Origin of the sequence: Bradyrhizobium diversitatis, from assembly GCF_016031635.1 — a bacterium.
Classification (GTDB): Bacteria; Pseudomonadota; Alphaproteobacteria; order Rhizobiales; family Xanthobacteraceae; genus Bradyrhizobium; species Bradyrhizobium diversitatis.
This window is the reverse complement of the sequence record NZ_JACEGD010000015.1, coordinates 53,939-73,870: the sequence shown is the minus strand read 5'-3', so window position 1 is coordinate 73,870 and position 19,932 is coordinate 53,939. Positions and strand designations below refer to the sequence as shown.

The following is a 19,932-nucleotide window of genomic DNA, read 5'->3' as shown; positions in this document are numbered from 1 at the left end:
CGTTACAGTTCAGCTACGCGCATGCGAGCAAATTGTACGGTTTCACGCAAAATTGGGCATCGGGCGCATTAGAGGTTGACGACATCTGCGGATGCTACCTAATTGCGCGCCGCGACCGCGAAGATGGATGCCGTTGCGCGAGCGAAGCCAAATGCCAGACCGCATGTCTCCTTCCGATCGCTTCAATGCGCTGTCCTTGGTGCCACCCTTCGTTGGCATTTCCTTCCTTGCCCTGATTGGACTGACATTGATCGCGCTCATCCCAGGGATGGTCACGCTCGGCCTGTTGCTGTTCATCCTCCCGGGGCAGATACTGATCGCAGCTCCCACGTTGCTTTATTACTCTCTCGCTGCACTCCCCGGATATCTGCTGGCGCGATTCCTTGGAAGCAACCTGCTTGGCGCCACGGTTGTGGCGGCGGTGCTCGCCGCGGCTGCGTTGCTGCCTCATTACCGCAGCCAAAGCCAGCTCGAGAAACTGCTCGCGACAGATATCACGGGTCCGGTGCCATCGTCGTTCCAGCCGCGCTCCTTTGAGCTTCCGTATCCCGAGCAGGACAATTACTGGACGAATTGGCGGCAACCCGAAAGCCACGATCCGACCCCTCCGCCGCCCTGCGCGGATCTTTGCCAGCAGTTGCTGTTCAAGGGGCATATCGACCACGTCATTATCCGGGACCATAACGCGCGTGGCGCCCGGATGATCAGCACCGAGACGCAAAAGAGAGGGCCTGACGGCTCGATGCAGCGAATGGTCGAAGTCACATGGCTGCCGCGTTGGAGGAGATTTCACCTCGAACATCGCGAGAGCTGTCCCGAGACGCTGAGCCTCATCGCGGCTGAATTCGTTCATGAGGTCGTCGGCGGCCGATGCTTGATCGAAGACACCGTCGATCAGCGCGAAGCCGATGTCCTCGTGTCATTGTCCAAACCTCTCGATGTACAGGGCGCCGATGGCCAGTTTCGTCCGGATCTGAATATCGCGTTCGCCAACATTGAATCCGCCCCGATCACCATCACGATTGCCGAGCAGCATGACGGCAACCTGGTCCCGGCCGAGATCAGGACGGCGCTGCACGCGAGCAATGCGCGCGTTCCGTTCTATTTCACGACGAGACGATGTGGCGGAGGTGAAATTCCCAATCTGTGCCTCGCCGCGGCGACCGAACCTTTTGCAAACAGCCGCGCGGATCCGTTCGAGATGATTAATCGCCGTTATGGCTTCCCGGTGGTGCCGGGATCCAAACCGGCCCGTCTGTCTTCCGCGCCCACATCGGAGAATGACCGGGCCACAGTGAATGCCATCCTGAGACAGGACTACGGAGCTGGATTGATTCCAACGACTCAGTCGAAACTCGTCGCAAGTTTCCTCAGTGCAAGGCTCAAGAACGGACAACTCAATCAGGACGATATCGAGCTGATCCGGTTGGCGCTGAAGCAGCACGCCTTTGCCGCATCGATAGAGACCGACAAGCTGCCCTCAGACACCTATCAAGCCCTGAAGCCGCTGCTGCCCGACATGTTCAAGCGGATCGCCCATAGCGCCAAGGGGCAGCAGGAGATGGTGCAGTCGCTGAACGTGATGCTCGAGCACTATCCAGCCGAGGATACGAACCCGTACTCGTCCGCACTCTGCCAGGATTCCAAAAACGCCCGTTTGCGTGTCTGCTATCAGCGGGAATTTCGTACGCGCACGAAGTGATGCCTGCGGCTCTGCCGCCATGGTTTCGCAAGGTCGTGTCAACGTCACAAGCAAGCGAGCGGCGGATTTAAGGGGTCAACTTTGGCGCTTGTGCGCCCCGGCCTCACCCAGCACCCTCTCCGCAATTCCCACCACTTCTGATGCCGCGAGATCCCGCATGCACCTGTGGTCGTTCATCTTGCAGATCGTGCTCTGGCAGGGCTGGCAGGGCAGCATTTCCTTGTCCTGCACCACTGTTGCCGCAAGGCTGTTGAGGGGCGCCCAGAGGTAGGGGCTGGTGGGGCCGAAGATGCCCATGGTGGGCGTGTCCAGGGCGGCGGCGACGTGCATCAGGCCGGAATCGTTGGAGATGGCGACGCCGGCCGCGGCCATGGCGAGGACGCCGTTGCGCAGATCGGTGCCGGTAAGGTCCCGGACCCCGGGGCCGCCAGCGGTCCCCTTGCCGCCCGCGGCGACGATCTCCTGGGCCAAGCCCTTTTCGGCGGGGCCGCCGACCACCCAGACCTCCAGGCCACGCTCGACCAGGAGGCGGGCAGCCTCGGGATAGTAGGTCCAGCGTTTTGAGACCCCGACCGAGCCCGGGGCGAGCGCCACGGCGGCTCCGCCGCTGAGGCCGTTGGCCTCGCGCCAGCGGACGATCTCCTCGGCCGGGACCCGCAGTTGCGGCACCGGCCATTCCGGAGGCAGGGGGGCGCCGTCGGGCTGGGCCAGCGCGGCGTTCTTGTCGATGAAGCGGGGCAGTCTCTTCTCGCCCCAGCGCCAGCGGTTGATGAGGCCGAACCGAAACTCGCCGACGAAGCCGACCCGTTCAGGAATACCGGCCAGCGCCGGCGCGATCGCTGCCTTCCAGGTCCTGGGCAGCACCAGGGCGGTACCGTAATTCCGTTTCCGAAGGAGTTCTGCCAGACCGAGCTGGCGGCCCATTGCGAGCCTGCTGCGCGGCAGGTCCCAGACGATGCCGGCGCGCACGCCGGGCATGTAATCGATCAGCGGGGCGCACAGCGACGTGGTCAGGAGATCGACCGGCCGGTTCGGCCAGCGCTCCTTCAGGACCCGCACGACGGTATGATTCCGCACGAAATCGCCGATCCACATGTAGGGAATGATCAGGATCGGGCGGGTGTCGCTCCGGTCTGCATCTCCAACAAATTGCGAATCAATATTCATTCGTTAATGAGAACCGACGGCGTGCTGATGTTGGCGGTTCGGTAGCCGCTCCCGGCCGGCAGGTAAAGCCGGCAGAAGCGACGATCCCAAAACCGCTTACACTTTGGCGGATCATGCGCTACGGCAGGACCGGGCACTAAGAAAAGCGGGCAGGTAGTTGGAATGTTGCTGGTGACCGGCGGGGCCGGTTTTATCGGATCGAATGTCGTGGCCGCGCTGAACCAAGCCGGCCGCAGCGACGTCGTGGTCTGCGACCTGCTCGGCACCGAGGGCAAGTGGCGCAACCTCGCCAAGCGGCAGCTTGTGGATATCGTTCCCCCGGCCGAACTGCCCGACTGGCTTAAGGGCCGCAAGTTGGAGGCCATGATCCATCTCGGGGCGATCTCCGCGACCACCGCGACCGACGGCGACCTCGTGTTCGAGACCAATTTCCGCCTGTCGATGCGCCTGCTGGACTGGTGCACGATGAACGCGGTGCCGTTCATCTATGCATCCTCGGCGGCGACCTATGGCGACGGCGAGGCCGGCTTCGGCGACGACGCTTCGCTACCGGCACTGAAAAAATTGCGGCCGATGAATCTCTACGGCTGGAGCAAGCACATGTTCGATCTCGCGGTCGCCGCGCGCGTGGCGAACGGCGATCCGCTGCCGCCGCAATGGGCCGGGCTGAAATTCTTCAACGTGTTCGGCCCCAACGAATACCACAAGGGCTCGATGATGAGCGTGCTGGCGCGGCGCTTCGACGACGTCAAGGCGGGCCGCGTCGTGCAGCTGTTCAAGTCGCATCGCGAGGGCATCGAAGACGGCGACCAGCGCCGCGACTTCATCTATGTCGACGACGTCGTGCGCGTGGTCATGTGGCTGCTGGCGACGCCGTCGGTGTCCGGCCTGTTCAACGTCGGCACCGGCAAGGCGCGCAGCTTCAGGGATCTGATGCTGGCTGCCTACGCTGCGCTCGGCACCAGGCCCAACATCGAATACATCGACATGCCCGAGAGCATCCGCAACAGCTATCAATACTTCACCCAGAGCGAGGTCGATCGCCTCTGCCGCGCCGGCTATAACGGCGGATTCACGACGCTCGAGGACGCGGTCAAAGCCTATGTCGGGGATTATCTCGACCGGCCCGACCGCTTCCGCTGAGGCCTTTGATCATGGCGACCCCCATTCTTGATTTCGACGCCTTCGCGCAAACGATCTCAGGCCGCACGGTGCTTTGCATCGGCGACATCATGCTGGACGAGTTCGTCTATGGCGAGGTGTCGCGGATCTCGCCGGAAGCGCCGACGCCTGTCATCACGGCCCAGCGCAGCGAGATTCACATCGGCGGCGCCGGCAACGTCGCGCGCAATGTCGCGTCGCTCGGCGCACGCTGCATCTTCGTCGGCCTCATCGGCGAGGACGATGCGGGCAGGCGGCTGGCATCGGCGCTGGGTGAGCAGGCCGGTATCGAGAGCGTGCTGGTGTGCGATCCCTCGCGGCCGACCACGCGAAAAGCCCGCTTCGTCTCCGAGCATTTTTCCACGCACATGCTGCGCGCGGATTGGGAGCAGGCGGCGCCTGCTTCCGATGACATCGAAACCAAACTGATCGACGCGATCCTGCCGCAGATCGCGCGCGCCGACATCGTGCTGCTGTCCGACTACGCCAAGGGCGTGCTGACCGCGCGCGTGATCCGCCACACCATCGACGCTGCGCGAAAGCTCGGCAAGCCCGTGGTGGTCGATCCCAAGAGCCTGAACTGGGCGATCTATCGCGGTGCCACGCTGCTCACGCCCAATCGCAAGGAATTCTCGGAGGCGACCCGCAGCCGTGCCGAGACGGTGCAGAGCATCGTCGAGGCCAGCGAGGACGTGATGCGGCTCGCCGATTGCGAGGCGATCCTGGTCACGCAGGGCGAGCACGGCATGACGCTGGTACCGCGCAATGGCGGGGCCGTGCACGTTCCGGCCTTCCCGGTGAAGGTGCGCGACGTCTCCGGCGCCGGTGACACCGTCGCCGCCGCGCTCGCAGTATCGCTTGCGGCCGGCGCGGACTGGGATACGGCGCTGCGCGTGGCCAATGCCGCCGCCGCCGTCGCCGTCGGCAAGCAGGGCACCGCCAGCGTGAGCGCGGCCGAGCTGCGCCGAAAGATCCTGCCGCATGCCACCCTCGCGGCCGAGGAGAAGATCGTGCTCGATCCGGCTGCGCTCGATGCCCAGCTCGCCGAATGGAAGAGGCAGGGCCAGCGCGTCGGCTTCACCAATGGCTGTTTCGACATCCTCCATCCCGGTCACGTCAAGGTGCTGACCGCGGCGCGCGCCGCCTGCGACCGCCTGATCGTGGGGCTCAACAGCGACGCCTCGGTGCGGCGGCTGAAGGGCGCCGATCGTCCGGTGCAGGACGAGCGCGCGCGTGCCGAGGTGCTCGCCGCGCTGGAGGCCGTCGATCTCGTCGTCATCTTCGCGGAGGACACGCCGATCGACCTGATCACCAGGATCAAGCCCGGCGTGCTGGTGAAAGGCGGCGACTACACCCGCGAGCAGGTCGTCGGCCACGAGGTGGTCGAGGCCGCGGGCGGGGTGGTCGTGCTGGTCGACATCCTCCAGGGCTTCAGCACGACGGCGCTGGTTCATCGCGCCCGGGGAGGCGGTAAGTGACGGCGCTTGCCGGGGAGACTCCCGGCCAGATGTTGCGGCGGCGCCTGCGCAGTCCGGCGGCCTGGCGCGAGACAGTCGACCTGTTCGCGATCCTGACCGCGGCGTCGCTGCCCTGGTCGACGTCGCTCGCGGGGATATTCAACGCGCTGATGCTGCTCTGCATGGTGCCGTTCCTCGACGTCCGCGCCTTCCTGCAATCGCTGAAGCGTCCGATCTGTGTGGCGCCGATCGCGCTGGTGCTGCTCGCGCTGGTGGGGACGCTGTGGTCGGATGCGGCCTGGGGCGCACGCTTCTATGCGGTCAATCCGACCGTCAAGCTGCTCGTGCTGCCGGTCCTGCTCTATCATTTCGAGCGCTCGCCGCGCGGCCGGTGGGTCTTCGTCGCCTTCCTGGTGTCCTGCGCCCTGTTGTCGGTGATGTCGTGGCTGGTCGCATTCTATCCCAATCTTGCGCTTAAGACCGATCCGCCCGAGCGCGGCATCTTCGTCAAGAACTACATCGACCAGAGCCAGGAATTCACGCTCTGCGCGGTCGCGCTCGCCTATCCGATCGTGATGCTGCTGCGGGAGAAGCGATATTGGTTCGCCGCCCTGCTCACGGCGCTTGCGCTCAGCTTCTTCGTCAACATGGCCTTCGTGGTGGTGTCGCGCACCGCGCTCGTCACCATTCCGATCATGTTCGGCGTGTTCGCGCTCCTTCACCTCAGGTGGCGCAGCATTGCGATCGTCGCCGCCGCGTTGCTCGCCGGCGCCTTTCTCGCCTGGCAGGTCTCGCCGCATTTGCGCCATACTGCCGAGAGGTTTACGGACGACTACACGCGCTATATGGAGAGGGGCGAGGCGACCTCGCTGGGCCTGAGGCTCGAATTCTGGCGAAAGTCGCTCGGTTTCTTCGCGGAGGCGCCGATCCTGGGGCACGGCACCGGTTCGACCCGCGGGTTGTTCGAGCGCGTCGCGACGCCCGCCGGTCAGCACAAGGCGTCAGCCGAAGTGATCGGCAACCCCCACAATCAGACGTTGAATGTTGCCGTGCAATGGGGTCTGATCGGCGTCGCCGTTCTCTACACGATCTGGATCCTGCATCTGCTGTTGTTTCGCGGCGATGGGCTTGCCAATTGGATCGGGTTCCTGGTCGTGGTGCAGAACGTCTTCACCTCGCTGTTCAACTCGCATCTGTTCGACTTCCACGAGGGTTGGATGTACGTCATCGGCGTCGGCGTTGCCGGCGGCATGGTGATCCGGGCACAACAGGCCGAGGCGAAGATGAGGGAAGCCGGTTCCTGAGCGGTCGCGCGGCTGGCAAGTCTTGTCCAGATGGGTTATCAGCGCGGTCAGGTTGCATCTAACTGGGTTTTTATCGGTCGGCGGATGACGCGTCTTTCGCATCTTACCTCGCGCAATTTCCTGATCGCGCTCCACGACCTGCTGGCGACCACTGCCGCGCTTTTTGCCGCCTTCTATCTGCGATTCGAGGGTGGCGAAGACTTCTTCGAGCGCCTGCCGCTGCTGTTCCAGATCCTGCCCTATTTTCTTGCCTTCAGCGTGGTCGTGTTCTTCGTCTTGAACCTGACCACGACGAAGTGGCGCTTCATCTCGCTGCCGGATGCGCTGAACATCATCCGCGCGGCGACCGTGCTCACCGTCGCCCTGCTCGTGCTCGACTACATCTTCGTCGCTCCCAACGTCCGCGGCGCCTTTTTCCTCGGCAAGGTGACGATCGTTCTCTACTGGTTCCTGGAGATCGCGTTCCTCAGCGCGCTGCGCATGGCCTATCGCTACTTCCGCTATACGCGGGTGCGGCGTCACGCGAAGGGCAACGATGCCGCCCCGACGCTGCTGATCGGCCGCGCCGCGGATGCGGAGGTGCTGCTGCGCGGCATCGAGAGCGGGGCCATCAAGCACATCTGGCCCGTCGGCGTATTGTCGCCCTCGATGGCGGATCGCGGCCAGTTCATCCGTAACCTGCCGGTGCTGGGCGGCATCGACGACGTCGAGGACGTCATCGCGGACTTCGCCAAGCGCAACAAGGCGATCGCGCGCCTCATCATGACACCGTCGGCATTCGAGCCGGAAGCACACCCGGAATCGATCCTGATGCGGGCGCGCAAGCTGGGAGTGATCGTCAACCGCATGCCCTCGCTGGAGAGCGGCGACACGCCGCGGCTCACCGCGGTCGCGGTCGAGGACCTCCTGCTGCGGCCGAGCGAGACGATCGACTATGGGCGCCTGGAAGCGCTGATCAGGGGCAAGGCCGTCATCGTCACCGGCGGCGGCGGCTCGATCGGTGCAGAAATCTGCGAGCGCGTCGTCGCCTTCGGCGCGGCGCGGCTCCTGATCGTGGAAAACTCCGAGCCCGCGCTCTACGCGATCACGGAAGCGCTCGCCGCGCGGGGGGCGGCAGCTGAGATCGAAGGGCGGATCGCCGACATTCGCGACCGCGAGCGCATCATGCGCCTGATGGCGGAGTTCAGGCCGGACATCGTGTTCCACGCCGCGGCGCTCAAGCACGTTCCGATCCTCGAACGCGACTGGAGCGAAGGCGTCAAGACCAACATCTTCGGCTCGATCAATGTTGCCGATGCCGCCGTGGCGGCCGGTGCCGGGGCGATGGTGATGATCTCGACCGACAAGGCGATCGAGCCGGTGTCGATGCTCGGCCTGACCAAGCGCTTTGCGGAGATGTACTGTCAGGCGCTGGATCACGAGCTCGCCGCAGGCAGCGGCGGCGCCAAGCCGCCGATGCGGCTGATCTCGGTCCGGTTCGGCAACGTGCTGGCCTCGAACGGCTCGGTGGTGCCGAAGTTCAAGGCGCAGATCGAGGCCGGCGGCCCGGTGACGGTGACGCATCCCGATATGGTCCGCTACTTCATGACCATCCGCGAGGCCTGCGATCTCGTCATCACCGCGGCCACGCATGCGCTCGGGACGCATTGCCCTGACGTCTCGGTCTACGTGCTCAACATGGGCCAGCCGGTCAAGATCGTCGATCTCGCCGAGCGCATGATCCGTCTTTCCGGACTGCAGCCGGGCTACGACATCGATATTGTGTTCACCGGCATGCGGCCGGGCGAGCGGCTGCACGAGATCCTGTTCGCCTCCGAGGAGCCGACCCGCGAGATCGGTGTTCCCGGCATCATGGCCGCGCAGCCGAACGAGCCGCCGATGCAGACGCTGCGCAAATGGATTGCTGCGCTGGAGCAGGCGATCGCCCGCGACGATCGCGCCACCATCAGGACCATCCTGAAGGATGCGGTGCCCGAATTCGGGTCGACGGCGGCCTGACCATGCAGCGTCGAGGTCAGATTGTCGCCTGTGCCGCTCCGGCCTGCGGATCGTCGCGCAACGCGGTTCTGGTGGAGCAACGATGAGCGAGACAAAGCCGCTCGCGCTGGTGACGGGGGCGAGCGGCTTCCTCGGCCGCCATATCGTGCCTGCGCTGACGCGGGCGGGGTGGTCGGTCCGCCGCGCGGTGCGCCGCGCGGATGGGGCCGACGGCGAGGTTCTGATCGGATCGATCGGCCCCGAAACCGACTGGCAGGCCGCGCTTGAAGGCGTCGATGCCGTCGTCCATCTCGCCGCGCGCGTGCACTACAAGAACGATGAACACGCGGTCCAGCTCTACCGCGACGTCAATGTCGACGGCACACTGCATCTGGCGCGCTCCGCGGCGACGGCCGGCGTGCGCCAGTTCATCTTCATCAGCACCGTCCTCGTTCACGGCCGGACCAATGAAGGCCGTGCACCGTTCCGCGAGAGCGACGTTCCGACGCCGCGTGGCCTCTATGGCACGTCCAAGGCGGAGGCCGAGGCGGGCTTGAGCGCGCTGGCGCGCGACAGCGGAATGAAGATCTCGGTGATCAGGCCGCCGCTCATCTATGGCGCGGGCGCCAAGGGCAATTTCCCGCTGCTGGCACGGGCGGTGAGGCTGGGACTGCCGTTGCCGTTCGCGGCAATCCGCAATCGCCGCAACTTTCTCTCCGTGCAGAACCTGTCGTCGTTCATCCTGTACCGGCTCGGCCATCCCGACCCGGGGGGCAATTTCGAGATCTTCCTGTTGGCCGACCGGGAGCGGGTCTCGACGCCTGAATTCATCGCATGTCTGGCGCGAGCCTCCGGCAAGAGCAGCCGGCTGTTCCGCATGCCGTCAGAGCTGCTCGGTGCGGTCCTCCGCATGATGGGCCGGCAGGATATGCATGACGGCCTGATCGGCTCGCTTGAGCTCGACATTTCGAAGGCGATCGCAACCGGCTGGCAGCCGCAGGTCACCCTCGAGGAGGGCCTGCGCCTGGCGGTCTCGGATCAGGAGCCCTGAGGCCGGGAGAAACGGCGCAGCACGACTCCGACCACGCCCGCGCCGGCGAACAGGCAGACGATCGTGATCGTCGTCGAACCGGCGCGAACGGTGACGATGGCGAGCAATGCCAGCACGAGATTGAGCGCGAATGCCTCGCCGACCACCCGCTTCACCGTGAACCCGTTGTCGGTTGCACGCTGATAAAAGTGCGTGCGGTGTGCCGACCAGAACGGTTCGCGCCTGATGACGCGCCGGAACAGCGTGATGGTGGAATCCGCAAGATAGTAGGCGGGCAACAGCAGCGCTGCGGCCGTCTGCCCCCGGAAGGCGAGCTCCAGCAGGCACCAGCCGAGCAAGAGGCCGATCGGCAGGCTGCCGACATCGCCCAGGAAGACCCTTGCGACCGGGCGGTTGAACGGCGCAAAGCCGAGCATGGCACCGCACAGCGCGGCGGCGATCAGCAGGGCCGGCCACGAGAGATCCCCGAGCATTCCCAGCAGCAGCAGCGCCGCGGTGACCGGCACGACTTCCGCCACCGTCATCAGGTCGAGCCCGTCCATGAAGTTGACGAGGTTCACGAACCAGACTCCGGCAAGGACGATGAGGCCGCGCTCGAGCGCAAGCGGCAGCGCCGGCACGATGCGTGCGGTCTCCGGCGCGGTGAACACCACTGCGCCGACGCAGGCCGCCTGCAGCACCAGCCGCACGATCACCGGCAGCGACTTTATGTCGTCGGCAAACCCGACCAGCGCGATCAGCACCGTCGCGCCGATCAGCACCGGCGGGATAGCGACGTTCGCCCAGACGGCCCAGAGCGAGGCGACGATCAGGGTCGCGGCGATCACCGCGATACCCGCGCCCTGCGGGGTCGGGATGCGATGTGAGGACCGCGCGTTCGGTCGCGCCAGTGCGTAGCGCTGGAGCAGGGGACGGCTGGTCCAGGTGACGAGCGCCGAGATCAGCGCGGCGATCGCAACGGCAAGCAGCAAGGGCGCGCCGGCGAGCGCTTCGGTGGTCGAGCTCACTCCGGCACTCCGATGGGGGCCGACCCTTGCGCGGCTTTCTCCGCGCTGAGGATCCAGACCAGGCCGCCGACGGCGCCGACGATGAAGTACACGGCGCCGAACAGCAGCGAGACGTTGACGCCCTCGTTGGCGGCAAGTCCCGCGAAGCCGAACGCAAGGCTCATCGTGGCTTCGCGCACGCCCCAGCCGGCGATCGAGATCGGCATCATCGTGATCAGCATCACCGGCGGCACCAGCAGAAAGACGTCGCTGAAGCGAACCGGGGCCGCAATCGACCGCACGACGCACCAGGCGATGACGACGGCCAGCACGTGAACGAGGACCGACAGGATTGCGACGATCGGCCCGCGGGTGCCGCTGAAGATCACGCGATTGGCGATCACCGCGCAGGCGTGAATGTGATGCGTGCCCCACCAGGTCTTCAGCCAGGGCCATTTCAGCGCGCCGAAAATCAGGAAGCCGAGGCCGCCGGCGAGCGCCACGAGGTCGATGAGCAGCAGCGCCGAGCGCCCGTGGGGATCGGTGATGAGGGTGTAACTCCAGGGCAGGCTGGCGACGATGAGAACCGCGAGCGCGATCAGGCCGATCGCGCGGTCGACGAAGATCGAGTAGGTCGCCGCACGCCAGCCGGCACCGGCGCGCGCGACCAGCCAGAGCCGGACCGCATCGCCGCCGATCGCCGACGGCAGGGTCTGGTTGAAGAACGAGCCGATCACGTTGTAGCGCATGGCGCGGCTGAGCTCGAGCGGCGCGCCGCAGACGGCGCTGATCTGGCGCCAGCGCAGCACGCCGACGAAGATCTGCAGGAACGCAACCGCGATCGCGACGCCGATCCAGAACAGGCTGGTGACGGTGAAGCGCGAAAACAATTCGGACAGGTCCACCTTGCGCAGCGCCAGATAGAGCAGCGCCGCGGAAATCATGATCTTGGCCGTCGACAACAGGATTCGGCGCATCTCGCCCGCATGGACAGGGTTTGCGTAGATTTGAGGCAACCCGACGCGAGGCGCCGAATTCGGCCGCTTTGGTATGGTCTTGGCGCCGATCTTGCAATAGCCGTCGTTGGGGTGTTGTGAGGGCAGCGGCGAGCCTATTGCGACCCGATCGAGCTGGCGGCTAAACAGGACCGGGCGAGGGATCCCCAGGGAACAGGATGACGGATCAGGCGATTTTGGTCACGGGTGCCGCCGGATTCATCGGCTTTCACGTCGCCCGGCAGCTCCTGCACGAAGGCCGTCCCGTCGTCGGGCTCGACAATCTCAACAGCTATTACGATCCGGCGCTGAAGAAAGCGCGCCTGGCGCTGCTCAGGCACGATTCCCGCTTCTCCTTCGTCGAGGCCGACCTCGCCGACCGCGAGGCGATGGCGGCGCTGTTTGCCCAACATCGTTTTGCCAAAGTCGTGCATATGGCGGCGCAGGCCGGCGTGCGCTACTCGATCGAGCAGCCGCACGCCTATGCCGATTCCAATCTCCATGGCTTTCTCAACGTGCTGGAGGGCTGCCGCAACAACGGCTGTCGTCATCTCGTCTACGCCTCGTCATCCTCCGTTTACGGCGCCAACACAAAACTGCCATTTGCGGTTGCAGACCGCACCGATCATCCCGTCAGCTTCTATGCCGCGACCAAGAAGGCGAACGAGGTGATGGCGCAGTCCTACAGCCATCTCTACCGCCTGCCGGTCACGGGGCTGCGCTTCTTTACCATTTACGGCCCGTGGGGCCGGCCCGACATGGCCGTATTTCTGTTCGCGAAGGCCATCATGGCGGGCAAGCCGATCCGGCTCTTTAACCATGGCGAGATGCGGCGCGACTTCACCTATATCGATGATGTGACCCGCGTCGTATCGAAGCTGATCGATCTTGTGCCCGCGGACGATCCGGCTGCCGCAAATGCGCCGTTTAAGCTCTACAATGTCGGCAACCACCATCCGGAGGAGCTGATGCACGTCGTCGGTCTTCTGGAGCGGGAGCTGGGCCGGACGGCGATCAAAGAATTGCTGCCGATGCAGCCGGGAGATGTGCGGGAAACGTTCGCGGATGTCGAGGATCTGATGCGCGACACCGGCTTTGCACCGTCAACGCCGATCGAGCATGGGGTCCATCATTTCGTCACCTGGTATCGCGACTACTTCAAGGTTTGAGATCACGATGGACAAACGCATATTCCCCCTGATCATGTGCGGCGGTGCCGGCACGCGGCTGTGGCCCGCTTCGCGCGAGGTTCGCCCCAAGCAGTTCCTGCCGCTGTTCGGCACGCGCTCGACCTTCCAGGACACGCTGCTGCGCGTGTCCGATCCCTCGCTGTTCGATCGCCCGATCGTCATCACCAATGCGGCCTATCGCTTCATGGTGCTGGAGCAGCTCGCCGAGATCGGCATCGAGGCCGACGTGATCCTCGAGCCGATGCGACGCGATTCCGGCCCTGCGATCGCGGCGGGCGCGGTGTTCGCGCAGAACCGCGACAGCGAAGCGATCGTGCTCGCGCTCGCCGCCGACCACGTGGTGCAGGACAATGCCGCCTTCGTCGCGGCCTGCCGCGAGGGCCTCACCGCCGCGCGCGCCGGGCGCATCGTCACCTTCGGCGTCAAGCCGGAGCGGCCGGCGACCGAATACGGCTACATCAATCCGGGCGAGGTGATTTCCGGCGAAGTGCATGCGGTTGCGCGCTTCGTCGAGAAGCCGGACGCGGTGAAGGCGTCCGACTACGTCAATTCCGGCTATCTCTGGAACAGCGGCAACTTCATGTTCCCGGCCGCCGTGCTGCTCGACGAATATCGCAGGGTCGATGCGGGAAGCGTCGAGGCCGTCACCAGCGCCGTCAACAATGCCGGCCGCGATCTCGGCTTCGTCACGCTGGAGCCGGAGGCGTTCGGCGCGGCGAAGGCGATCTCGATCGACTATGCGGTGATGGAAAAGACCGCGCGCGCGGCCGTGGTGCCGGTGTCGTGCGGCTGGTCCGACGTCGGCTCCTGGCTCGCTGTGTGGGAGCTGTCGGAGAAGGACGCGCAGGGCAATGCGGCGCATGGCACCGCCGTGTTCGAGGACTCCCGCAACTGCAACGTCACGACCGATGCCGCGCTGGTCGCGCTCGAAGGCGTCGACGATCTCGTCGTGGTCGCCACCGCGGACGCGATCCTGGTCTCGCGCCAGAAGGATGCCAACGGCCTGAAGCGCCTGGTGACCAAGCTGAAGGCGGTCGCGCCGAAGGTCACCGAGGAGCATCTCAAGGTGCACCGGCCCTGGGGCAGCTATCAGTCCGTCGACAATGGCGAGCGTCACCAGGTCAAGCGCATCGTGGTGAAGCCGGGCGGGCGCCTGTCGCTGCAGAAGCACCATCATCGCGCCGAGCACTGGATCGTGGTGCGGGGCACGGCCCAGGTCACCGTCAACGAGGCCGTGAAGACGGTGCACGAGAACGAGTCGATCTACATCCCGATGGGCGCCGTGCACCGGATGGAGAACCCCGGCAAGATCCAGCTGGAGCTGATCGAGGTCCAGACCGGCTCTTATCTGGGGGAAGACGACATCATCCGGATTGAAGACGACTATCAAAGGTCGTAACCAGCAAGCTCCGAATCATGTGCCCCGGGCCGGGAAGACGGTATGTTTTGCGGCTTAAGGCCCGGGGAACGTGTAACTTTTTGAATCAAATCGTGTCCGGGCTCCCAGCTCCGCATTCGCCACAAATGTGGCGGCCGTGCTAGGAGAGGCGCCGGGGATTTGGGTTGAATCGGGGTTTGCTCAGATGAGTTCCAAAGGATCTGCACCGGCGAAGGCCGGCTTGCGCGTCGGCGTCATTGGTGCCGGCGTGATGGGCAGCAACCACGCGCGCGTGCTTGCGGGTCTACCCGGCGTCAGCCTCGTCGGCGTCGTCGATCCCTCGGCGGCACATCGTGCGCGGGCAACGGAGCTCGCCGGTTGCGAAAGCTTCGAGACGCTCGACCAGCTCTTCGCCGAAGGCGTCGATGCCGTGACCATCGCCGCGCCCACCCATCTGCATCACGAGGTCGCGCTCGACTGCATCGCCAAGAACATCCACGTGCTGGTCGAGAAGCCGATCGCCTCCACCGTGGAAGAGGGCCGCGAGATCGTCGCCGCGGCACAGAAGACCGGCGTGACGCTGATGGTCGGCCATGTCGAGCGCTTCAATCCGGCGGTCGCCGCGGTCAAGCAGGCCATTGCGGGCGAGGACATTCTCTCCATCGCCATCACGCGCGTCGGCCCGTTTCCGCCGCGCATGTCCAATGTCGGCGTCGTCATCGACCTTGCCGTGCACGACATCGATCTGATCCGCTGGTTCACCGAATCCGACATCGTCGAGGTGCAGCCGCAATTGTCGAGCGCCGTCGCCGAGCGCGAGGACATCGCGCTCCTGCAGTTCCGCACCGCCAACGGCGTGCTCGCCCACATCAACACCAACTGGCTGACGCCGTTCAAGGCGCGCAGCGTCACGGTCGCCACGCGCGGCAAATACGTGATGGGCGATCTGCTCACGCGCCAGGTCACCGAGTGCTTCGGCTTCAAGCCCGACGGCAGCTACTCGATGCGGCATCTGCCGGTCGGCCACGATGAGCCGCTGCGCGCCGAGCTGATCGCGTTCCTCAAGGCGGTGCGCCATGGCGATACGCCGGCGGTAACGGGCGATGAAGGCGTCGCCAGCCTCGAGATCGCCACGCAATGTCTCGAAACGCCGTCGCGGCCTGCGGCGACGGCGCCTGTCCGCAAGGCTCCGCGCCGCGTCGCCGGCTGACCCTTTTCCATGTCGACCGCTCAAACGTCACAAGGCGCCAAGAACCAGACTATGAACCAGCATCTGCGTTCCGATCCCATTCCCTTCATCGACGTCGCCTCGCAGCGGCGCCGGCTCGGCGCTTCGCTCGATGTCGCCGTCAAGCGCGTGCTCGACCATTGCCAGTTCGTCAATGGCCCGGAGGTCTTCGAGCTGGAAAAGCAGCTCGCGGCCTACAGCGGCGCCAAGCACGTGATCGGCTGCGCCAGCGGCACCGACGCGATCCTGATGGTGATGATGGCGAAGAATGTCGGGCCCGGCGATGCCGTGCTGTGTCCATCCTTCACCTTCATCGCGACCGCCTCGCCGGTGGCGCGGACCGGCGCGACGCCTGTCTATGTCGACGTGGACGAGGCGACCTTCAACATGAGCCCGGAATCGCTGAAGCGCGGCATCGCGACCGCTCGCAAGGCCGGCCTCAAGCCCGCCGCGGTGATTCCGGTCGACCTGTTCGGCCAGCCGGCCGATCACGACTCCATCGCCGAGATCGCCAAGGCCGAGGGCCTGTTCGTGCTCGACGACGCCGCGCAAGCGTTTGGCGCGAGCTACAAGGGCCGCAAGCTCGGCACGCTCGCGCATGCCACGGCGACCAGCTTCTTCCCGGCCAAGCCGCTCGGCTGCTTCGGCGACGGCGGCGCGATCTTCACCGATGACGACGAGCTCGCGGCCACGCTGCGCAGCATCCGCGTGCACGGGCAGGGCGTGGACAAGTACGACAATGTCCGTCTCGGCCTGACCGGCCGGATCGACACCATGCAGGCCGCGGTGCTGATCGAGAAGCTGAGGATCTTTGACGACGAGATCGCCGCCCGCAACAAGGTCGCGGAGCGCTATGAGCGCGGCCTGTCCAATGTGGTCACCGTGCCGCGCCTCAGCCCCGGCAATACCTCGGTCTGGGCGCAGTACACCATCCGTCTGCCTGAGGGGACCGATCGCGACGGCTTTGCCGCCGCGCTGAAGGCCCAGGGCGTGCCGACCGCGATCTACTACGGCAAGTCGATGCATCAGCAGACCGCCTACAAGCAATATCCTGTCGCGGAAGGCGGGCTGCCGGGTTGCGAGAGCCTGTCGCGGGACGTGATCAGCCTGCCGATGCATGCCTATGTGACCGAAGCCGACCAGGAGCGAATCATCGCCGCCGTGCAGGGCGCGCTGGCGGGGTGACTTGGAGGCCGGATTTCACGCGTTGACGGCGACCCGGGGGCTCTGTATTCTAGCTAGAATTTCTAGCTAGAATGGGTCGACCATGTCGCGGCGCCAGTGGTCCATACAGGACGCCAAAAATAGGTTCAGCGAGGTCGTCGAGGCGGCGCGGCGCGCGCCGCAGGTGGTCACCAAGCATGGCACGCCCGCGGTCATGGTGGTCGACATCAACGAGTATGAGCGCTTGCGGCGCCTTGAGCGCGCCCAGGCTCCCTCCTTTGCGGACGTGCTGCTCGCGATCCCTCAGGATGACCGAGAATTTCCGCGGGCGAAAGTCCGGATGCGCGAGCCCGGAATCTGATGTTTCTGATTGACACGGTCATATTGTCCGAGTTGCGCAGACGCGAACGTGATCCGGGGGTCGTCAGGTGGTTCGAGCGCCAACGTACCGCCGATCTTTTTCTGAGTGTCGTCAGCATTGGCGAGATCGAGCGCGGCATCGTCCGACAACGCGCAGCTGATCCGGGCTTTGCGACGGCGCTTGCTGCCTGGCTGGATCAGGTGATGAACCTCTATGGCGAGCGGATTGTACCATTCGATCTGCGCGCAGCACGTCGTTGGGGCGCACTCAGCGCTGCTCTTGGCAACGACAGCGCCGATCTCATGATCGCGGCCACTGCGCTGGAAAATGGCTTTACGGTGGTCACCCGAAACGTCTCCGACTTCAGACCTGCCGGCGTGACGGTCCTCGATCCCTTCAGCCGAACCTGATCCATCATCGGGGGCCGCTTCGAAGAGGCGACAGCCGAGTGGCCGATTTTCCGCCTCATCGGAGCTGACAGACTTATCGCTCGCTCGATAACGCTCTACAAAGGACGCATGCTCGGACGCATCTTCACGGTTGGCGGATACACGCTGCTCTCGCGGGTCACGGGATTTGCCCGCGACATCATGCTCGCGGCGATCCTCGGCGCCGGTCCCGTCGCCGATGCCTTTTTCGTGGCGCTGCGGCTGCCCAACCATTTCCGCGCGATCTTCGCCGAGGGCGCCTTCAACGCGGCCTGGGTGCCGGCCTATGCCCATGTCCATGGCGAGAAGGGGGAGGCGGCGGCAAGCCTGTTCGCCGACCGCATCTTCACGTTGCTGCTGGCCTCGCAGGTGGTGCTGCTGATCGTCGCCTGGCTGTTCATGCCGCAGGCCATGAGCATCCTCGCGCCGGGCTTCAGCGACGACGCCGAGCAGCGCAAGCTCGCGATCGAGCTGACCCGGATCACCTTTCCCTATCTGCTGCTGATCACGCTGGTGACGCTCTATGGCGGCATGCTCAACGTGATGCAGCGCTTTGCCAGCGCCGCGGCGGCGTCGATCTTCCTCAACGTCGCGATGATGATGACGCTGGCGCTCGCCGCGTGGTTTCCGACCGCTGGCCACGCCGCGGCCTGGGGCGTGCTCATCTCGGGCTTCCTGCAATATTTCCTGCTGGCGGGCGATCTCGCCCGCCACGGCGGCCTGCCGCGCTTCGCACCGCTGAAGCTCGACGGAGACGTCCGCGGCTTCTTCAAGGCGCTTGGACCTGCGACCCTGGGCTCGATGGGCACGCAGGTCGCGCTGTTCGCCGACACCATCATCGCGACCTTCCTGCCCGCAGGCGCGCTGTCGGCGCTCTACTACGCCGACCGTCTCAACCAGCTGCCGATCGGGGTCATCGGCATCGCCATCGGCACGGTGCTGTTGCCGGAGATGTCACGGCGGATCACCGCCAACGACCATGACGGCGCGATGAAGGCGCAACGTCGCGCCTTCGATTTCACGCTGCTGTTCTCGATCCCGTTCGTGGCGGCCTTCCTCACCGTGCCCGACGAGATCATGCGTGCGCTGTTCGCCCGCGGCGCATTCTCGAAGGCCGATGCCGTCGCCGCCGGCGGCACACTCGCGGCCTATGCCATCGGCCTCATTCCTTTCGTTCTGATCCGCAGTGCGGTCGCGACCTTCTATGCGCGCAAGGATACGGCGACGCCGGTTCGCGCATCGCTGACCGGCATCGCAGTCAACGTCGCGCTGAAGGTCGCCCTTATGGGATCGCTCGCGCAGATCGGCCTCGCGCTCGCAACTGCCGTCGGGGTCTGGACCAATCTCTTGCTGGTGCTGTTCTTCGCCGTGCGGCGAGGTTTCCTCGTGCTGGATCGCGGCTGGCTGATGTCGCTCGCGAAATTCTTGCTGACCGGCATTATCCTCGCCGTCGCCTTCTGGCTGATCGCGCGCTTCGGTGGTCCTTTGTTGGGCGCGATGCACTTCCGGGACGAATTGATGCTGGTTCTGCTCGCGGTCGGCGGCACCATCGTCTATTCCCTCGCGATCCTCATCCTGTTCGGCCGCAGCTGGCTGGTGTCGCTGGTGCGCGGTTAGACGAGCGGGGTGCTCGCCTCCAGGCTGCAACCAGAATCCGTACATCTCTTGATTTTGCGCGATTGCCGTGGTATCAGCGCTTCATGATCAAATCGTCGCGCAAACTCAACCGCAATCACATCACCCGCTTCGGCCGGGCGGTGGGAGGAGTCGTGCGCTAGGAATTCGACGACATCTTCCACCAGGCCCCGCCGGCATCGGACGGGGCCTTTTCTTTGGCCACGCTCCCTGCCGGCTCAACAGCAGGAGCATCCGATGCCACCCCAACTGACCAACAGCACGGCCGACCCAGCGGGCGATGCCGCGAGGCTCCGCCTCGACCTCGTCACGACGCCAGATGTGCGGGGCTTCCTCACGCAATACTGGCGTGCATATCAGGAGTGGCGCTGGCGCCACCGCCCACAAACCACCTTGCAGGACCTGAGCGACAGGGAGCTTTTGGATATCGGCCTGACGCGCTGTGAGATCGACTCCATCGCACCTGAGCGCGCCATCGACAGGCTCAGAGATAGCACGAGGTATCTATTGAGCCGTGGTGGGATGTGACTCGTCGAGGAGCTTGGCGGGTCGCTTTGCGGCCGATCCTTCGAGATGCCCGCCTTTGGCGGGCTCTCAGGGGGAGGGCCTTGTATTGCGGCGCGATCCTATCCTCCAAGAGCCATGCGACAGTCTGCGCCATGACGTGTGTGCGGCGCTCTCTTCGGCCTTCGGCCAACGCGCATGCCTAAACCCGTTTGCCTTGCCAGTTTTTCCACGGCAATATGGC

17 protein-coding genes are annotated in these 19,932 nt (G+C 65.1%); 14 read left to right on the top strand and 3 right to left on the bottom strand.

Features of this window, described 5'->3' with window-relative positions; genetic code table 11:
- Positions 1–151 precede the first annotated feature (151 nt).
- Positions 152–1,702 carry a hypothetical protein gene (locus H1B27_RS17585; RefSeq protein ID WP_197966897.1) on the top strand — a complete coding sequence of 517 codons (1,551 nt, stop codon included), beginning with the start codon at positions 152–154 and terminating at the stop codon, positions 1,700–1,702.
- Positions 1,703–1,777: 75 nt separating this feature from the next.
- Here H1B27_RS17585 and waaF read toward each other — a convergent pair whose 3' ends face one another.
- The gene (waaF, locus tag H1B27_RS17580; protein ID WP_197966896.1) at positions 1,778–2,869 is read right to left on the bottom strand and encodes a lipopolysaccharide heptosyltransferase II; all 1,092 of its coding nucleotides are present in this window, start codon (positions 2,867–2,869) and stop codon (positions 1,778–1,780) included.
- Between the two features lie 162 nt (positions 2,870–3,031).
- Between waaF and rfaD the strand changes: the two genes are divergently transcribed.
- From rfaD to H1B27_RS17555, 5 genes are all read left to right on the top strand, one after another.
- Complete coding sequence (rfaD, locus tag H1B27_RS17575) at positions 3,032–4,012, top strand: ADP-glyceromanno-heptose 6-epimerase (RefSeq protein ID WP_131872936.1); 981 nt, start codon at positions 3,032–3,034, stop codon at positions 4,010–4,012.
- 11 nt (positions 4,013–4,023) lie between these two features.
- Positions 4,024–5,508 (top strand): D-glycero-beta-D-manno-heptose-7-phosphate kinase, encoded by a 1,485-nt coding sequence (gene rfaE1 / locus H1B27_RS17570; RefSeq protein WP_197966895.1) that lies wholly within the window; start codon positions 4,024–4,026, stop codon positions 5,506–5,508.
- The gene (locus H1B27_RS17565) at positions 5,505–6,791 is read left to right on the top strand and encodes an O-antigen ligase family protein (protein ID WP_197966894.1); all 1,287 of its coding nucleotides are present in this window, start codon (positions 5,505–5,507) and stop codon (positions 6,789–6,791) included. The genes rfaE1 and H1B27_RS17565 overlap by 4 nt, the downstream gene beginning before the upstream one ends.
- Before the next feature lie 84 nt (positions 6,792–6,875).
- The gene (locus H1B27_RS17560; RefSeq protein ID WP_197966893.1) at positions 6,876–8,789 is read left to right on the top strand and encodes a nucleoside-diphosphate sugar epimerase/dehydratase; all 1,914 of its coding nucleotides are present in this window, start codon (positions 6,876–6,878) and stop codon (positions 8,787–8,789) included.
- Between the two features lie 82 nt (positions 8,790–8,871).
- A complete protein-coding gene (locus H1B27_RS17555; protein ID WP_197966892.1) occupies positions 8,872–9,819 on the top strand; it encodes an NAD-dependent epimerase/dehydratase family protein in 948 nt (315 codons plus the stop codon).
- Here the strand turns inward: H1B27_RS17555 and H1B27_RS17550 are convergent.
- Together H1B27_RS17550 and H1B27_RS17545 are read right to left on the bottom strand one after the other, a co-directional pair.
- On the bottom strand, positions 9,807–10,826 hold the full coding sequence (locus H1B27_RS17550; protein WP_197966891.1) for an MraY family glycosyltransferase: 1,020 nt from the start codon (positions 10,824–10,826) through the stop codon (positions 9,807–9,809). The two genes, H1B27_RS17555 and H1B27_RS17550, sit on opposite strands and share 13 nt — an antisense overlap.
- Positions 10,823–11,782, bottom strand: coding sequence for a lysylphosphatidylglycerol synthase transmembrane domain-containing protein (locus H1B27_RS17545; RefSeq protein WP_061878871.1), 960 nt, complete (start codon positions 11,780–11,782; stop codon positions 10,823–10,825). The genes H1B27_RS17550 and H1B27_RS17545 overlap by 4 nt, the downstream gene beginning before the upstream one ends.
- A gap of 197 nt (positions 11,783–11,979) precedes the next feature.
- On the opposite strand from H1B27_RS17545, the gene H1B27_RS17540 reads away from it, so the two are divergent.
- From H1B27_RS17540 to H1B27_RS17505, 8 genes are all read left to right on the top strand, one after another.
- A complete protein-coding gene (locus tag H1B27_RS17540; protein WP_197966890.1) occupies positions 11,980–12,969 on the top strand; it encodes an SDR family NAD(P)-dependent oxidoreductase in 990 nt (329 codons plus the stop codon).
- Between the two features lie 7 nt (positions 12,970–12,976).
- The gene (locus tag H1B27_RS17535) at positions 12,977–14,389 is read left to right on the top strand and encodes a mannose-1-phosphate guanylyltransferase/mannose-6-phosphate isomerase (protein ID WP_197966889.1); all 1,413 of its coding nucleotides are present in this window, start codon (positions 12,977–12,979) and stop codon (positions 14,387–14,389) included.
- Between the two features lie 184 nt (positions 14,390–14,573).
- Complete coding sequence (locus H1B27_RS17530; RefSeq protein ID WP_197966888.1) at positions 14,574–15,578, top strand: Gfo/Idh/MocA family protein; 1,005 nt, start codon at positions 14,574–14,576, stop codon at positions 15,576–15,578.
- A gap of 51 nt (positions 15,579–15,629) precedes the next feature.
- The gene (locus H1B27_RS17525) at positions 15,630–16,781 is read left to right on the top strand and encodes a DegT/DnrJ/EryC1/StrS family aminotransferase (RefSeq protein ID WP_197966887.1); all 1,152 of its coding nucleotides are present in this window, start codon (positions 15,630–15,632) and stop codon (positions 16,779–16,781) included.
- An 82-nt stretch (positions 16,782–16,863) separates the two neighbouring features.
- On the top strand, positions 16,864–17,121 hold the full coding sequence (locus tag H1B27_RS17520) for a type II toxin-antitoxin system Phd/YefM family antitoxin (RefSeq protein ID WP_061878876.1): 258 nt from the start codon (positions 16,864–16,866) through the stop codon (positions 17,119–17,121).
- Positions 17,121–17,531, top strand: a complete 411-nt coding sequence (locus H1B27_RS17515) for a type II toxin-antitoxin system VapC family toxin (RefSeq protein WP_197966886.1) — start codon at positions 17,121–17,123, stop codon at positions 17,529–17,531. Before H1B27_RS17520 ends, H1B27_RS17515 begins: the two co-directional genes overlap by 1 nt.
- A 108-nt stretch (positions 17,532–17,639) precedes the next feature.
- Positions 17,640–19,166 (top strand): murein biosynthesis integral membrane protein MurJ, encoded by a 1,527-nt coding sequence (gene murJ, locus H1B27_RS17510; RefSeq protein ID WP_197966885.1) that lies wholly within the window; start codon positions 17,640–17,642, stop codon positions 19,164–19,166.
- A 255-nt stretch (positions 19,167–19,421) separates the two neighbouring features.
- Positions 19,422–19,712 carry a DUF1127 domain-containing protein gene (locus H1B27_RS17505; RefSeq protein ID WP_197966884.1) on the top strand — a complete coding sequence of 97 codons (291 nt, stop codon included), beginning with the start codon at positions 19,422–19,424 and terminating at the stop codon, positions 19,710–19,712.
- Positions 19,713–19,932 lie beyond the last annotated feature (220 nt).